Annotated in this window: 14 protein-coding genes; 12 read left to right on the forward strand and 2 right to left on the reverse strand. The window is 55.7% G+C overall.

The annotated features are described in order from the left end of the window. The first annotated feature begins 463 nt into the window (after window positions 1-463). Window positions 464-814, forward strand: a complete 351-nt coding sequence (locus QN378_RS22475) for a hypothetical protein (protein ID WP_323550857.1) — start codon at window positions 464-466, stop codon at window positions 812-814. 574 nt (window positions 815-1,388) lie between these two features. On the opposite strand, the gene rne is transcribed toward QN378_RS22475, so the two are convergent. Beyond that, window positions 1,389-4,610, reverse strand: a complete 3,222-nt coding sequence (gene rne, locus QN378_RS22480; protein ID WP_323550856.1) for a ribonuclease E — start codon at window positions 4,608-4,610, stop codon at window positions 1,389-1,391. A gap of 710 nt (window positions 4,611-5,320) precedes the next feature. Here rne and rluC point away from each other — a divergent pair. From rluC to QN378_RS22495, 3 genes are read left to right on the forward strand one after another with little or no spacing between them, the layout of a single operon-like run. Beyond that, window positions 5,321-6,277, forward strand: coding sequence for a 23S rRNA pseudouridine(955/2504/2580) synthase RluC (gene rluC, locus QN378_RS22485; protein WP_322204880.1), 957 nt, complete (start codon window positions 5,321-5,323; stop codon window positions 6,275-6,277). Next, window positions 6,267-6,938 (forward strand): HAD-IA family hydrolase, encoded by a 672-nt coding sequence (locus QN378_RS22490; RefSeq protein WP_322204879.1) that lies wholly within the window; start codon window positions 6,267-6,269, stop codon window positions 6,936-6,938. The genes rluC and QN378_RS22490 overlap by 11 nt, the downstream gene beginning before the upstream one ends. Before the next feature lie 12 nt (window positions 6,939-6,950). Continuing rightward, on the forward strand, window positions 6,951-7,943 hold the full coding sequence (locus QN378_RS22495; protein ID WP_323550855.1) for a S49 family peptidase: 993 nt from the start codon (window positions 6,951-6,953) through the stop codon (window positions 7,941-7,943). A gap of 49 nt (window positions 7,944-7,992) precedes the next feature. On the opposite strand, the gene QN378_RS22500 is transcribed toward QN378_RS22495, so the two are convergent. Further along, complete coding sequence (locus QN378_RS22500; RefSeq protein ID WP_323550854.1) at window positions 7,993-8,571, reverse strand: nucleoside triphosphate pyrophosphatase; 579 nt, start codon at window positions 8,569-8,571, stop codon at window positions 7,993-7,995. 105 nt (window positions 8,572-8,676) lie between these two features. On the opposite strand from QN378_RS22500, the gene QN378_RS22505 reads away from it, so the two are divergent. From QN378_RS22505 to pabC, 8 genes are all read left to right on the forward strand, one after another. Then, window positions 8,677-9,204, forward strand: coding sequence for a YceD family protein (locus QN378_RS22505; RefSeq protein ID WP_322165486.1), 528 nt, complete (start codon window positions 8,677-8,679; stop codon window positions 9,202-9,204). Between the two features lie 13 nt (window positions 9,205-9,217). Beyond that, window positions 9,218-9,400: a 50S ribosomal protein L32 gene (gene rpmF, locus QN378_RS22510; RefSeq protein ID WP_008152339.1), complete on the forward strand. Its 183-nt coding sequence runs from the start codon at window positions 9,218-9,220 to the stop codon at window positions 9,398-9,400. Window positions 9,401-9,404: 4 nt separating this feature from the next. Further along, window positions 9,405-10,412 carry a phosphate acyltransferase PlsX gene (plsX, locus tag QN378_RS22515; RefSeq protein WP_322204876.1) on the forward strand — a complete coding sequence of 336 codons (1,008 nt, stop codon included), beginning with the start codon at window positions 9,405-9,407 and terminating at the stop codon, window positions 10,410-10,412. Window positions 10,413-10,556: 144 nt separating this feature from the next. Then, window positions 10,557-11,495, forward strand: coding sequence for an ACP S-malonyltransferase (gene fabD / locus QN378_RS22520; RefSeq protein WP_322204875.1), 939 nt, complete (start codon window positions 10,557-10,559; stop codon window positions 11,493-11,495). A 14-nt stretch (window positions 11,496-11,509) separates the two neighbouring features. After that, entirely contained in the window at window positions 11,510-12,253 is a 744-nt protein-coding gene (gene fabG / locus QN378_RS22525) for a 3-oxoacyl-ACP reductase FabG (protein WP_322204874.1), read from the forward strand. A gap of 192 nt (window positions 12,254-12,445) precedes the next feature. Then, window positions 12,446-12,682, forward strand: a complete 237-nt coding sequence (gene acpP, locus QN378_RS22530; protein WP_322204873.1) for an acyl carrier protein — start codon at window positions 12,446-12,448, stop codon at window positions 12,680-12,682. Between the two features lie 110 nt (window positions 12,683-12,792). Then, on the forward strand, window positions 12,793-14,037 hold the full coding sequence (fabF, locus tag QN378_RS22535; protein WP_322204872.1) for a beta-ketoacyl-ACP synthase II: 1,245 nt from the start codon (window positions 12,793-12,795) through the stop codon (window positions 14,035-14,037). Next, window positions 14,037-14,852: an aminodeoxychorismate lyase gene (gene pabC, locus QN378_RS22540; protein ID WP_322204871.1), complete on the forward strand. Its 816-nt coding sequence runs from the start codon at window positions 14,037-14,039 to the stop codon at window positions 14,850-14,852. The genes fabF and pabC overlap by 1 nt, the downstream gene beginning before the upstream one ends. Window positions 14,853-14,854: the final 2 nt, after the last annotated feature.

Genomic DNA, 14,854 nt, shown 5'->3' on the forward strand with positions numbered 1-14,854 from the left:
GCGTTGAATATTTACCCATGAAAAACACCCCGGTAGTTGGATGGGTGTCCAACATTTGGGGCGCAGTTCAGTATCTTTCTCGTCAAATTGTAGCCCACACCATTCTTCACCCCGCGTGCTGGATCATTACACGCACCTCGCCGGCAGGTGGCCGATCGGCGAAGACATGCCGTTCGCCACCAACTGCGTTACGGCCAATAGTGAGGCCAAGGACCAATTCGAGATGCCAATGGCCAACGTTAATTATCGTCACCCTGACGATTCGGCAAGCCGAATATATTCTGAATCTTTAACGGCCCAAAGAATCTGACCGTATAAGTGGAAACGAGTTATCACATTTAATCGAAGTCTGGGTGAGGACTTAGTTACCGCGAGCGCTTAAAAATGGAGTCAGTTAGCGAATAACCAAGGGCGTGCAGCCCGCTGTACGTCTTTCCAAACTAACGATCAAAGGTAAATTTTCATGAAAAAATTATCTGTATTCGTATTGTCCATGTGCGTGGGGTTGGGTACTGTTGGCAGCGCCTCCGCGGCCGATACCACCATCGGCAATCCCATGAGCAAAAGCACCATGTCCAAGGACGTGATGAAGAAAAACAGCATCAGCCAAAACAGCGCTGCCCAAGACAATTTGAATGACGATCCAGCGAAACAAGCTGCCCCGACCAAAGACGACATGAACATGTCAAAAAAAGGTGCCATGAAAAAAGGCACCATGAGCAATGACAACATGTCTAAAGGCGCCATGAAGAAAGGCGCCATGAAGAAAGGCACCATGAGCAAGGACCCGGCCAAGGCCCCGATGTCGCAGTAACAGCTCTTTGCTTCACTCTTTGAACAAACCAGCTCTTACAGAGTTCATCCCTCTGTAGGAGCCAAATTTTTGGTGAGGTGGTAAACCTCCCGGGAACTGAGTCGTCTTGCAAAGTGTTGCGGGTTTGTTCTGCGGCGCGGCTGCAAGTGCATACCACAGTCGCCGACCTATCGCGTAAGGTCGAGAGGGCGTTGGGCAAGCCCGCTCGACCAAAAGCGATTTCTGGATAAGCGGTAGAGGTCGTTGAATTTCGCGCTCATGACATGCGCTAGCCGCCTTGCTGTCGGAAAACTTTTGTCAATGATTGTGGCGGAACCGGCGCCTGAATAGCATTTCGCAGTTATCACAGACCCATAGTCCTGCTGAGCACAGTGCTCAGGCCGGTAGAGGATAGAAAAATCGTCCAATTTTTTTGGGGTCACATTACACATTAGGTGGGCACCATCGCCTTTGCCTTCGGGATCAGGAGATATGTTGGCCGGACGGTTACGTTGACAGGACTTGTGCGTGGATTTTCGAGACATAAAAAAGCCCCCGTGTGCTTGCGCAAACGGGGGCGTTTCGTCAGCGGGGATTAAGCGAGCGGTTTAGGCTCTTTGCTTTCTTCCAATGCTTCTGGGTGATGCCGCACTACTTCTTCAGCTGAGCGAAGATTTTCATCAATCACCGGTGCTGGGGTTTCGGTGGAAGTGTGTTGGGTGCTTGCGAAATGCTGGGTCGGCTCGACTTCAGCAATTGGAGCGGGTTCAACAGTGGCAACAACCTGGGGAGCGTTGGCAGCTGCTTCTTCAGCTTCTTTCTGCAGGCGCGCGGCCTCAAGCTTGCGACGACGCACTTCACGAGGATCGTTCGGTGCGCGGCCTGTGCTGCTGGTCGTAACAGTCGGTGCCTCAATCGCTGTATCAACTGCTTGTGGCAGTTCGTTTTGCGCAGCAATTGCAACCGGAGCAGGCTGTTCAACCGGTACTTCTGCGACTACCGGGGTAGCAGGAGCTTGAGTCGGCACTTGCGCAGAGTCAGTGGCCGCAACCTCTTCGTGCGCCGCAGGCTTGTTGAATGCGGCAACTTGCTCGCCAATAGGCGTGCTGAACAGCTCGGATTGAGCGGCGACAGCGGGGTGTTGCACAGCAGCAACTTCTTCACGTGGCGTGTACTGGACTTCAACGTTTGGGGTTGCTTCGACGTGCGGTGCAGTCTGAGCCACTGGCGCTTCAACGACGGGGGCTTCAAACACTGGTTCCTGAGCGACTGGCGCCTCGACAACCTGTGCTTCTACCACTGGCGCTTTGTACGCTTCGACCGCAGCGGTGGCACGTTCAGCTTGGCGATGTGCATCGGCTTCGGCTGGCGCGCTGATCACGCTGCTGGCAACGGCGGCGGTAACGGCCAGACCGGCGGCTAGATCAGAGGTGCTTGGCTCTGCGTGGGTTTCGTCTTCCGACTCGGAGCCTTCCGACTCAGAACCTTCGATCACGTTACCGTTGGCATCACGTTGACGCTCGCGACGGTTGCTGCGACGACGTTGACCACGCGAACGACGACGAGGGCGATCGCCTTCGGCGCCATCCTGATTGTCATCCTGCAATTCTTCGTTGGTCAGTACTTCGTCTTCTTCGTCTTCAGCGACCGCTACGGCAGGCTGCTCAACGCGAGGTTGACGCTCTTCACGCGGTGCACGAGGCTCGCGCGGCTGGCGTTCTTCACGCGGTGCGCGCTCTGGACGTTCTTCGCTACGGGCTTCAGGGGCAGCAGGGGCGTCCAGTGCTTCACGCAATTCACGCACCGGGCGATCTTCGCGCGATTTGCGATCTTCACGCGGAGCACGTGGGGCGCGCTCTTCACGAGGCGCACGCGGGGCACGTTCTTCGCGAGGTGCGGCTGCAACTGCGACTTCTTCACGGGGTTCGCGCGGCGCACGATCCTCACGTGGAGCTCGTTCGGCACGCTCTTCACGCGGTTTTTCGTCACGGCGGCCGTTACGGCTGCGGCTCTGTTGGCGGCCGTTACGGCGCTCGTCGTTACGTGCGGCAGGGCGTTCAGCAGCTGGTTTTTCTACCACAACCGCCTTTGGTTCTTCTTTGACCGCAAACAGGCTGACCAAGGATTTCACCAAGCCTTTGAACAGGCTTGGCTCAGGCAAGGCTAAAGACGGTGCAGCGGGGGCGGAGGCTTCGACTGGTACCGGCGCGTTGGCACGCGGCGGGGCGGTCTTGACGGCAGCTTCTTGACGAACCAGGGTGCGGGTGGCGGCAGCAGGTGGCGCAACTTCTTCCACTTCGGCAGCGGCCGCAGCAATTTCGTAACTGGACTGATTGGTGTGCGCTTCGGGGCTGTCATCACGCAGGCGCTGTACTTCGAAGTGCGGCGTTTCGAGATGGTCGTTAGGCAGAATGACAATACGAGCCCGGGTGCGGAGTTCGATCTTGGTGATCGAGTTACGCTTTTCGTTGAGCAGGAAAGCCGCAACCGGAATCGGCACTTGAGCGCGGACTTCTGCGGTACGGTCTTTCAGGGCTTCTTCTTCGATCAGGCGCAGGATGGCCAGCGATAGCGATTCCACGTCACGAATGATGCCGGTGCCGTTGCAGCGCGGGCAAACGATGCCGCTGCTTTCACCCAGCGATGGACGTAAGCGTTGACGGGACATTTCCAGTAGGCCAAAACGCGAGATGCGACCGACTTGGACGCGGGCACGGTCAGCTTCCAGGCTTTCGCGAACTTTCTCCTCCACTGCGCGCTGGTTTTTGGCGGGTGTCATGTCGATGAAGTCAATGACGATCAAGCCACCAATGTCACGCAGGCGCAGCTGGCGGGCAATTTCTTCAGCCGCTTCCAGGTTGGTTTGCAATGCGGTTTCTTCGATGTCGCTACCTTTGGTAGCGCGCGCCGAGTTGATGTCGATGGACACCAGTGCTTCGGTTGGATCGATAACGATGGAGCCGCCGGAAGGCAATTCAACCACACGCTGGAAAGCTGTTTCGATCTGGCTTTCGATCTGGAAACGGTTGAACAGCGGTACGCTGTCTTCGTAGAGCTTGATCTTGCTGGCGTACTGCGGCATCACCTGTCGGATAAACGTTAAAGCTTCTTCCTGGGCTTCAACGCTGTCGATTAGCACTTCGCCGATGTCCTGGCGCAAATAATCGCGGATGGCACGGATGATGACGTTGCTTTCCTGATAGATCAGGAACGGAGCGGAGCGATCAAGGGATGCTTCTTTAATAGCAGTCCACAGTTGCAGTAGGTAATCGAGGTCCCACTGCATCTCTTCGCTGCTGCGGCCAAGACCAGCAGTGCGCACGATCAGGCCCATGTCAGCCGGAGCGATCAAGCCGTTCAGTGCTTCACGCAGTTCGTTGCGCTCTTCGCCTTCGATGCGACGGGAAATACCGCCAGCACGCGGGTTATTTGGCATCAGCACCAAATAACGACCGGCCAGGCTGATGAACGTGGTCAGGGCTGCGCCCTTATTGCCACGCTCTTCTTTTTCGACCTGAACGATCACCTCCTGACCTTCGGTCAAGACGTCCTTGATGTTTACGCGGCCTTCAGGCGCTTTCTTGAAGTATTCACGGGAGATTTCTTTGAGGGGCAGGAAGCCATGGCGCTCAGAGCCGAAATCGACAAAGGCAGCCTCAAGGCTTGGTTCAATGCGAGTAATCCGGCCTTTATAGATATTGGCCTTCTTCTGCTCGCGCGCACCGGATTCGATGTCCAAATCATAGAGGCGTTGGCCATCTACCAGTGCGACGCGCAACTCTTCGGGTTGAGTTGCGTTAATTAGCATTCTTTTCATGTAGTACCGTCGGTTTCCGGGCTGCCGGAAACGGCGTTCGGCACACACGACTTCTCACGGTCGGTGTCAGGGTGCGTCAGGAGCGGTTGGCCACTCCAGTGTCTAGCGAGGTTCCAACCAAAGGGGTCGAAGTCGCGACGACGTATCCTGCTTGCTGTGGTGACAAAAGACACCCTGTCAGCAAAAGCTTTGTCAGGAGGAGGAATCAACCATCGGCAGTGGACGATATGAGCGTCTTAAATAAGGCCTAGTGCTACACAGTCCAATGGTTGTGCGTCTCCACCCCACACGTATCCCTGATAATTCGGGTGCTGCCGCGCGCAGAATCCGCAGCGGGTTGGCATTTACCGCAACCCTCGATAGGAAGGTCACGCGTCATGGCTTAAGGCGTTATTTCCGAAACTTTTGCTCGAATCGTCTGAAAGCGACTGCACTTTGTGAACCGGCCGTGGATATGGGCTCAGAAGGCGAGTGATAACCCTGCGATCTGGCTTGTTTCGGGCCTCATGTCACCTGCGCTTGTTACGTTTTCAGACCTTCGTTATCCAGCGAAAGCCCCGTCGGACGGCCTTGCGTCCTTTGAATTGCGATGGTCAGGGCCGGTGGTTACACCGTTAGTCCGCTGTCCGGGCCGCTTTTGGCGGCGTTCGCGACTATAGCAGTAATCATTAAGTGCTTCAAATCCATAAAAAATTGTTATGATTTGCGGCATGACAAATATTGCCCCTCCAACCTCCGGCGTCCAGCTGGTTGAGGTTGCGCCGGAACTTGCCGGTCAACGCATCGATAACTTTCTCTTCACCTACCTCAAGGGTGTGCCTAAGACCTTGATTTATCGCATTTTGCGTAAGGGTGAAGTGCGGGTGAACAAAGGTCGAATCAAACCTGAGTATAAGCTCAAGGGGGGCGATATCATTCGCGTTCCGCCGTTGCGCCTGCCTGAGCGCGATGAGCCTGTTCCGCTGGCACAAGGCCTTTTACAGCGTCTGGAAGCGGCCATCGTTTATGAGGATAAGGCGCTGATCGTGCTGAACAAGCCTGCGGGTATTGCAGTGCATGGCGGTAGTGGTCTGAATTACGGTGTGATCGAAGCCTTTCGTCAGATGCGTCCGGATGCAAAGGAGCTGGAGTTGGTGCACCGCTTGGATCGCGATACTTCGGGTCTGTTGATGATCGCCAAAAAACGTAGCATGTTGCGGCATTTGCACGAGCAACTGCGCGGTGACGGCGTTGATAAGCGCTACATGGCGCTGGTTCGCGGTAATTGGGCCGCGGCGCAAAAGCGCGTCAACGCCCCGTTGCTCAAGAGTAACTTGCGCTCCGGCGAGCGTATGGTTGAAGTCAACGAAGAGGGCAAGGAAGCACTGACGATTTTTAAGGTCCTGCGTCGCTTCGGTGACTTTGCCACCATGATTGAGGCCAAGCCTGTTACCGGTCGTACCCACCAGATTCGCGTCCACACCCTGCACGCGGGCCATTGCATCGCCGGCGACACCAAGTATGGCGATGAAGATTTCAGTCGGGAAATTCGGGATTTGGGCGGCAAACGCTTGTTCCTGCATGCCTACATGCTGACGGTGCCATTGCCGGACGGTGGCGAATTAAAACTTCAAGCGCCTGTTGATGAAATGTGGGCCAAGACCGTGGAGCGATTGAGTGCGCCCTGACTATAAACTACTGATTTTTGACTGGGATGGCACCCTTGCCGATTCCATCGGTCGTATCGTCGAGGCTATGCAAGTCGCAGCCGGTCGGTGTGATGTGCCGGTGCGTGATGACTTCGCGATCAAGGGCATCATTGGGCTGGGTTTGCCTGAGGCGATTCGTACGCTGTACCCGGATATAAGCTCGGATCAGATGTTGAATTTTCGTGGGCATTACGCCGACAGTTACTTGGCGCTTGAGGCCGAGCCATCGCCCTTGTTCGCTGATGTGGTGGATTCGCTGGCAGCATTTCGCGCCCAAGGCTATCAAATGGCCGTTGCGACGGGGAAATCCCGTCGTGGTCTGGATCGGGTCTTGAAAGCTCATGGGTGGCAGGATTATTTTGAGATCACGCGTGCCGCCGACGAATCCGCCAGCAAGCCGGATCCGCTTATGTTGCGCGAGATTCTTGAGCATTGCGGCGTCGCGTCCGATGAGGCGCTCATGGTGGGGGATTCGTCCTTCGATTTGTTGATGGCGCATAGCGCGGGTATGGATTCAGTTGCAGTGGGTTACGGAGCGCAGTCGCTGGCGTCACTACTTGAGTTCAAGCCGCGTTTGGCCATCGAACGGTTTTCTGAATTGCGCAGTTGGTTAAGTGCTCCTGGCAGCGATTCTTTTTAAGGTAATTAATACATGTCAGACGAATGGAAAAGCGACAGCGCTGAAACTCCGGGCGTAAAGGGTGACGACAGAAGTTGGAAGCTGCTGGAAAAAACCTTGCTCGCAGGCGTGCAGGAGCAGCGTCGTTCGCGGCGCTGGGGCATTTTTTTCAAGCTGCTGACATTTGCTTACCTGATAGGCGCGCTGGTGGTGTTTACACCTTTAATGGATTTCGGCAAAGGCGGATCGCGGGGCGACCCTCACACTGCATTGATTGAAGTGCGGGGTATGATTGCTGACAAAGAGGCTGCGAGCGCCGATAACATTGTCGGTGCGTTGCGTTCGGCATTCGACGACTCCAAAACCAAGGGTGTGATCCTGCGCATTAACAGTCCGGGTGGCAGCCCGGTCCAGGCGGGTTACATCTACGACGAGATTCGTCGCCTGCGTGCCGAGAAACCTGATATCAAGGTGTATGCGGTGATCAGTGATCTCGGGGCCTCTGGGGCTTATTACATCGCCAGTGCCGCAGACCAAATCTATGCCGATAAGGCCAGTTTAGTGGGTTCGATTGGCGTGACGGCTGCCGGTTTCGGATTTGTCGGGATCATGGATAAGTTGGGCGTTGACCGTCGGACTTACACCTCGGGTGAGCACAAGGCATTTCTTGATCCGTTCCAGCCTCCGAAGGCCGACGAGACATTGTTCTGGCAAGGCGTACTGGATACGACGCACCGTCAGTTCATCGCCAGCGTCAAACAAGGGCGCGGCGATCGTCTGAAAGACAAAGAGCACCCGGAATTGTTTTCTGGATTGGTCTGGACCGGCGAGCAAGCACTGCCGTTGGGTCTGATTGATGGCCTGGGCAATGCCAGTTACGTCGCTCGTGAAGTGATCGGCGCGAAGGACATTGTCGACTACACCGTCGAAGATTCACCGTTTGATCGGTTCTCGAAGAAGCTAGGTGTCAGCATGGCCAATCAATTGGCGATGTGGATGGGCTTCCAGGGGCCGTCGCTGCGCTAATTGAAGCCCGACCTTATGGTCGGGTTTTCTACTTCTGTAGGAGACACTCCTACAGAATGCTTACCCCTTCAATCAGCAGCATGTCGACCAAGCGAATCAGTGGCAAGCCGATCAGGCTAGTGGCGTCGCTGCCTTCGGTGCTCTGAAACAAGCCTACCCCTAACCCCTCGGCTTTGAAGCTGCCTGCGCAGTCGTAGGGTTGTTCGGCGTACAGGTAGCGTTCGAGGCTGGGTTGATCCAGCGTGCGCATGTGGACGGTAAACGCCACGCAGTCGACCTGGCAGTGTCCGGTAAGGCTGTTCAGCAGCGCCAAGCCAGTCAGGAAGGTCACGCTGTTGCCGTTCGCCGCTGATAATTGCTCCAGCGCTCGCTCGAAGGTGTGGGGCTTGCCGAGGACGTTCCCATTGAGCACTGCCACTTGGTCCGAACCGATAATTAAATGATCGGGGTGGCTGCCCGCCAAGGCTTGAGCTTTCTCGCGGGCCAGGCGCTGGACCAGATCAATGGCGGGTTCGCCAGCGTGCCGGCTTTCGTCGATGTCTGGCGAGCTGCAGGTGAACGGAAGCCGCAGGCGGGTGAGTAGTTCGCGGCGGTAGGGTGAGCTGGAGGCAAGTAGCAGGGGGAGCATTAAGTTCTCCTTGAGTGAAAGTTGATTGTAATCAGCGACTACGGATACGCACAGCGTTGAATTTCCTTTGACAGAGGGGTGCCTCATCCCTAGAATGCTGCGCCTATGTTGAATGACCCGATTCCACCTCACGTTGACCCGCGCAAATTAGCTGATCGTGGCACTACTCTTCAGGGAGAAGTACCGCTGGCTGATTTGGAGAGGCTCTGCGACCCGCTTTCCGATACCCTCGGTACGGTGCAGGCGAAGTTCGTTTTTGAGCGCGACGAGCGTAGATCTGTGGTAATTCACAGTTCAATCGACGTCGAAGTCAAAATGGTTTGCCAGCGTTGTCTTGAGCTGGTCACCCTGCCGATCCACAGTGAGTGCAGTTACGCTGTGGTGAAAGAGGGTGCGAATACCCAGTCGTTACCGAAAGGTTATGACGTGCTGGAACTGGGCGAAGATCCATTGGATCTGCTGGCATTGATCGAGGAAGAGCTTTTGCTTGCCTTGCCCATTGTGCCTGCTCATGATCCGCAAGAATGCCAGCAGCCGGCGGACAATCAAGTGTCCGAGTCGAGCGAGGACGAGGTAACGCGGTCCAACCCGTTCAGTGTATTGGCGCAGTTAAAGCGTGACCCAAACGTTTAGGAGTTAATTAATTATGGCTGTTCAGCAGAACAAAAAATCCCGCTCTGCCCGTGACATGCGTCGTTCGCACGACGCCCTTACGGCTAGCACTCTGTCTGTAGAAAAAACCACGGGTGAAATTCACCTGCGTCACCACGTATCGCCAGAAGGCGTATACCGTGGTCGCAAAGTGATCGATAAAGGCGCTGACGAGTAATTACTTGTCCGCTTCGATCATCGCGATTGACGCAATGGGTGGGGACTTCGGTCCCCGCAACATTGTGCAGGCCTGCATTGCTTGTTTGGTCGCAACACCCTCGCTGCACCTGATCCTCGTCGGTCAAGCCCCCCTTATTGAAGAATTGATTGCCCGCCATTCCGGTGTGGATCGCTCACGTCTGCGTGTTTTAAACGCTACTGAAGTGATCTCCATGGACGAACGTCCCTCTCAGGCGTTGCGCGGTAAACCCGACTCTTCAATGCGCGTTGCACTTGGATTGCTTGCCAGTGGTCAGGTCCATGCGTGTGTCAGTGCAGGAAACACGGGGGCGCTAATGGCGTTGTCGCGTTTCGTGCTCAAGACGTTGCCGGGTATTGATCGGCCGGCTATGGTCGCAGCTATTCCAACCCAGCGGGGCTATTGCCAGCTACTGGATTTGGGGGCAAACGTTGATTGCAGTGCTGAGAATCTTCATCAATTTGCAGTGATGGGGTCAGTTGCAGCTGAGGCTTTGGGTGTCACGCGGCCCAGGGTAGCTCTACTCAATATCGGTACAGAGGACATCAAAGGCAATCAGCAGGTCAAACTGGCAGCGAGTTTGTTGCATGCGTCACCGGGGTTGAATTACGTCGGTTTTGTCGAAGGCGATGGCGTCTATCGGGGCGAGGCGGATGTCGTGGTATGTGACGGTTTTGTCGGCAATATTCTGCTCAAGTCAAGCGAAGGCTTGGCGACGATGATAGGTGCGCGTATTGAAGCATTGTTCACGCAGAACGTGTTCACCAAAGTAGTGGGTGCTATGGCGCTGCCAATGCTCAAGCGATTACGGGCTGATCTTGCGCCCGCTCGCCATAACGGGGCCAGTTTTCTGGGCTTGCATGGGATAGTCGTCAAAAGTCATGGATCTGCGAGCGTGCAAGGCTTTCAAAGCGCTATTCAGCGGGCATTGATCGAAATTCAGGAAGATCTTCCTCAACGGTTAAGTGGGCGTCTAGAGGAGCTGCTCTAGACTGCTGTGTGTCACGCTCCTTGATGGCGATGTGACGCTTGCGACAGGTTATTCATCCAATTGTCCATCAATGTAGCCAAGCGTTAGTGTGCCTGGTCGATCAGGTGCATATTTTTCGACGACATATTATTAGGGGCTTGTTTAATGTCTGCATCCCTCGCGTTCGTTTTTCCGGGTCAAGGCTCGCAGTCCCTCGGCATGTTGGCCGAGTTGGGCGCGCATTACCCACTGATTCTGGACACATTTGCTGAAGCTTCCGTAGCGCTGGGCTACGACCTTTGGGCGTTGACTCAGCAAGGCCCCGAGGCGCAACTCAATCAAACAGATAAGACGCAGCCGGCAATCCTGACCGCCTCCGTGGCGCTTTGGCGCCTGTGGCTGGCTGAAAATGGCGCTCGCCCTGTGTTTGTCGCGGGGCATAGCCTCGGTGAGTACAGCGCATTGGTAGCGGCTGGCAGCTTGAGCCTGAGTGATGCAGTCAAGTTGGTGCAGCGTCGGGGCCAGCTGATGCAGGAAGCCGTGCCAGCTGGACAAGGCGGTATGGCGGCAATTTTGGGTCTGGCGGATGCGGATGTCTTGGCGGCGTGCGCCGAGTCGGCTCAAGGTGATGTGGTCAGTGCGGTGAACTTCAACTCGCCGGGCCAAGTGGTGATCGCAGGTTCTGCTGCCGCTGTTGAGCGGGCCATGGAGGCTTGCAAGGCCCGTGGCGCCAAGCGCGCGATGCCGTTGCCGGTGAGCGTGCCGTCGCACTGCGAACTGATGCGCCCGGCTGCAGAGCGCTTTGCTGAATCCATCGAAGCGATTGCCTGGCAGACGCCTCAGATCCAACTGGTGCAAAATGTCAGCGCGTCGCCTGCGATTGATCTTGCTACCCTGAAACACAATTTGCTTGAGCAGCTATACAGGCCAGTGCGCTGGGTCGAGTCCATTCAGAGCTTGGCAGCCAGCGGTGTTACCCAGTTGGTCGAATGTGGTCCCGGGAAAGTACTTGCGGGTCTGAACAAACGCTGCGCCGAAGGCGTAACGACTTACAACCTCAATACCCCAGATGCCTTCGCTGCCACTCGCGCGGCATTGGCCTGATTAGGAGAGCTTGCATGAGCCTGCAAGGTAAAGTTGCACTGGTTACCGGTGCGAGTCGTGGTATAGGACAAGCTATCGCCCTTGAATTGGGACGCAACGGAGCGACTGTAGTTGGAACCGCAACGTCTGAATCCGGCGCGGAGCGCATCAGCGCAACCTTCAAGGAAAACGGGATCGAAGGCTTTGGGCTGATGCTGGATGTGTGTAATGCCCAATCTGTAACCGCAACCCTGGCGTTGATCCAGGAACGTGTTGGCGCACCGTTGATCCTTGTCAATAACGCGGGTATCACCCGTGACAATCTGGTAATGCGGATGAAAGATGACGAGTGGCATGACGTTGTCGACACGAATCTGAATAGCCTGTTTCGGCTATCCAAGGGTGTTTTGCGCGGCATGACTAAGGCCCGTTGGGGTCGAATCATCAGTATTGGTTCAGTTGTGGGTGCCATGGGCAACGCAGGCCAAGTAAACTACGCGGCCGCGAAAGCCGGGTTGGAAGGTTTTAGTCGGGCACTGGCGCGCGAAGTCGGCTCCCGTGCAGTGACTGTGAATTCGGTTGCACCCGGTTTTATCGATACTGATATGACCCGCGAGTTGCCAGAAACGCAGCGCGAATTGTTGATCAACCAAATTCCTTTAGGGCGTTTGGGGCAGGCCCAAGAGATTGCGCACGTGGTCGCTTTTCTCGCATCTGAAGGTGCAGGCTACGTTACTGGGGCTACAATCCCGGTAAACGGTGGCATGTACATGAGCTAAATGTGACGGATCGCTTTAAAAAAATGTCATACGAGCGGTCTAAAATCCGTTATAAAGCTGCAATCTATTAATAGGCGGAAGGCGGGTGTGGTTCGAGAGGTTTCGCATTGAGCTTGAAATGCGCAAAACCTCTTCTTACACTTACCCACCGGCCAGCTGCCTGAATTTGTCCACTAGGAGTTAAAACAAGGTATGAGCACCATCGAAGAACGCGTCAAGAAAATCGTTGTTGAGCAACTGGGCGTCAAAGAAGACGAAGTGAAAAACACTTCATCTTTCGTAGACGACTTGGGTGCTGACTCCCTTGATACCGTGGAGCTGGTAATGGCTTTGGAAGAAGAGTTCGAGACCGAAATCCCTGACGAAGATGCCGAAAAAATTACCACCGTTCAAGCTGCTATCGATTACGTCAACAAGCACCAAGCGTAATAGTTTTAATTTGCGTTGTTGACTGGAAAAACCGCACTGCCATTGCTGGCGTGCGGTTTTTTCTTTAAAAATCGATCAAAAGTGTCGTCATTAGAAGAAAGGAGAGTGCTGTGTCGCGTAGACGCGTCGTAGTCACCGGTATGGGTATGCTGTCGCCATTGGGCACCGATGTGCCGAGCAGTTGGCAAGGCATTTTGGCTGGCCGTAGTGGCATTGGCCTGATCGAGCATACGGACCTTTCAGCCTTCACCACTCGTTTTGGCGGTTCGGTTAAGGATTTTAAAGTCGAGGAGTACCTCGCGGCCAAAGAGGCCCGCCGTCTCGATTTGTTCATTCAGTACGGGCTGGCTGCCAGCTTCCAGGCCGTGCGCAATTCCGGCCTTGAAGTTACTGATGAAAACCGCGACCGAATTGGCGTTGCCATGGGCGCTGGTATCGGTGGCCTGACCAATATCGAGAACAACAGCCGTTCGTTGCACGAGCAAGGCCCGGGGAAAATTTCTCCGTTTTTTGTGCCTGGCTCAATCATCAATATGATTTCTGGTTTCCTGTCGATCCACCTCGGTGCGCAGGGCCCCAACTATGCCATCGCCACGGCGTGTACCACAGGTACGCACTGCATCGGCATGGCGGCGCGCAATATCGTCTACGGTGAAGCCGACGTGATGATTGCCGGTGGCGCCGAAATGGCCGCCTGCGGTTTAGGTATGGGTGGTTTCGGCGCGTCTCGGGCTCTGTCCACGCGCAATGACGATCCTGCTCGCGCCAGCCGTCCCTGGGACAAGGGCCGTGACGGTTTCGTCCTGTCCGACGGTGCGGGTGCATTGGTACTCGAAGAGCTTGAGCACGCCAAAGCGCGGGGCGCAACAATTTATGCTGAGCTGATCGGTTTCGGCATGAGCGGCGACGCTTATCACATGACCTCACCACCGGAAGACGGGGCGGGTGCGGCACGTTGTATTGCTAATGCACTGCGTGATGCCAAGCTCAACGTTGATGAGGTGCAGTACATCAACGCCCATGGCACCTCGACTCTGGCGGGCGATCTGGCAGAAGCGTCGGCGATCAAAACAGTATTTGGAGACCATGCCTACAAACTGGCGGTCAGTTCTACCAAGTCGATGACGGGTCACTTGCTCGGCGCAGCAGGCGCCGTCGAGGCTATCTTCAGTATTTTAGCGATCAATGATCAGGTTGCACCGCCGACCATCAATCTCGATCAGCCAGACGAAGGCTGTGACCTGGATTTCGTGCCGCATGAGGCCAAGCCGATGCCAATCGACGTTGCGGTGTCCAATTCCTTTGGTTTTGGCGGCACTAACGGTTCGTTGGTCTTTCGCCGGTTCGCTGATTGATGTTGAGCTGGATCGACGGTCGGCCGGCAGACGCTCTGTCCATTACGGATCGAGGTTTGGCTTATGGTGATGGGTTATTTGAAACCATCGCCGTCAAGGCGGGACGGCCGTTATTGATCGAACGTCATCTGGCGCGATTGAAGCTGGGCTGCGACCGTTTGAAAATCGCTGCCGATCAAGCATTGATTCGCAGTGAGTTGCTGGCGTTTGCCGCTCAGTTGGGCCGCGGCGTCATGAAACTGATTGTCACCCGTGGCGATAGTCTGCGTGGTTATGCGCCCGCGCCCCTTGCTCGTCCGCGACGTATTATTCAGGGCTATCCTCCTTCGCCTTATCCTGCGGCTCATGCCGACCAGGGGGTGAGCCTGTTTGCCTGCGTCACCCGCCTGTCCGAGCAGCCGCTGTTGGCGGGGCTTAAGCACCTCAATCGACTGGAGCAAGTCCTCGCCCGCAGTGAATGGCACGACAGCGCCTTTGCCGAAGGGCTGATGTATGACACCTCGGGACGCCTCATTGAGGGTGTCTACAGCAACCTGTTTTTGATCGCTGACGACGTTCTGGTCACGGCCGATCTAAGTCGTTGCGGTGTGGCAGGAGTAATGCGCGCCGAGCTATTGGCGCAAGCACAAACCTTGGGCATCGTCACCGAGGTCCGCGACATAGGTATTCACGACCTGGAACAGGCAGACGAGGTTTTTGTGTGCAACAGCGTTTACGGCGTATGGCCCGTACGGGAGTTTGCGCAGCTGAACTGGCCGGTTGGTCCACTCACCCGTAAACTGCAGGGCATCGCCCGCGCGCTCTTGGATGTTTGATC

This window comes from Pseudomonas sp. 10S5, from assembly GCF_035019745.1.
Taxonomy (GTDB): Bacteria; Pseudomonadota; Gammaproteobacteria; order Pseudomonadales; family Pseudomonadaceae; genus Aquipseudomonas.

Coding starts and splice junctions, on each gene's coding strand:
- QN378_RS22475 (WP_323550857.1), top strand. CDS start 464: ATGAAAAAATTATCTGTATTCGTATTGTCCATGTGCGTGGGGTTGGGT.
- rne (WP_323550856.1), bottom strand. CDS start 4,610: ATGAAAAGAATGCTAATTAACGCAACTCAACCCGAAGAGTTGCGCGTC.
- rluC (WP_322204880.1), top strand. CDS start 5,321: ATGACAAATATTGCCCCTCCAACCTCCGGCGTCCAGCTGGTTGAGGTT.
- QN378_RS22495 (WP_323550855.1), top strand. CDS start 6,951: ATGTCAGACGAATGGAAAAGCGACAGCGCTGAAACTCCGGGCGTAAAG.
- QN378_RS22500 (WP_323550854.1), bottom strand. CDS start 8,571: ATGCTCCCCCTGCTACTTGCCTCCAGCTCACCCTACCGCCGCGAACTA.
- QN378_RS22505 (WP_322165486.1), top strand. CDS start 8,677: ATGTTGAATGACCCGATTCCACCTCACGTTGACCCGCGCAAATTAGCT.
- rpmF (WP_008152339.1), top strand. CDS start 9,218: ATGGCTGTTCAGCAGAACAAAAAATCCCGCTCTGCCCGTGACATGCGT.
- fabD (WP_322204875.1), top strand. CDS start 10,557: ATGTCTGCATCCCTCGCGTTCGTTTTTCCGGGTCAAGGCTCGCAGTCC.
- fabG (WP_322204874.1), top strand. CDS start 11,510: ATGAGCCTGCAAGGTAAAGTTGCACTGGTTACCGGTGCGAGTCGTGGT.
- acpP (WP_322204873.1), top strand. CDS start 12,446: ATGAGCACCATCGAAGAACGCGTCAAGAAAATCGTTGTTGAGCAACTG.
- pabC (WP_322204871.1), top strand. CDS start 14,037: ATGTTGAGCTGGATCGACGGTCGGCCGGCAGACGCTCTGTCCATTACG.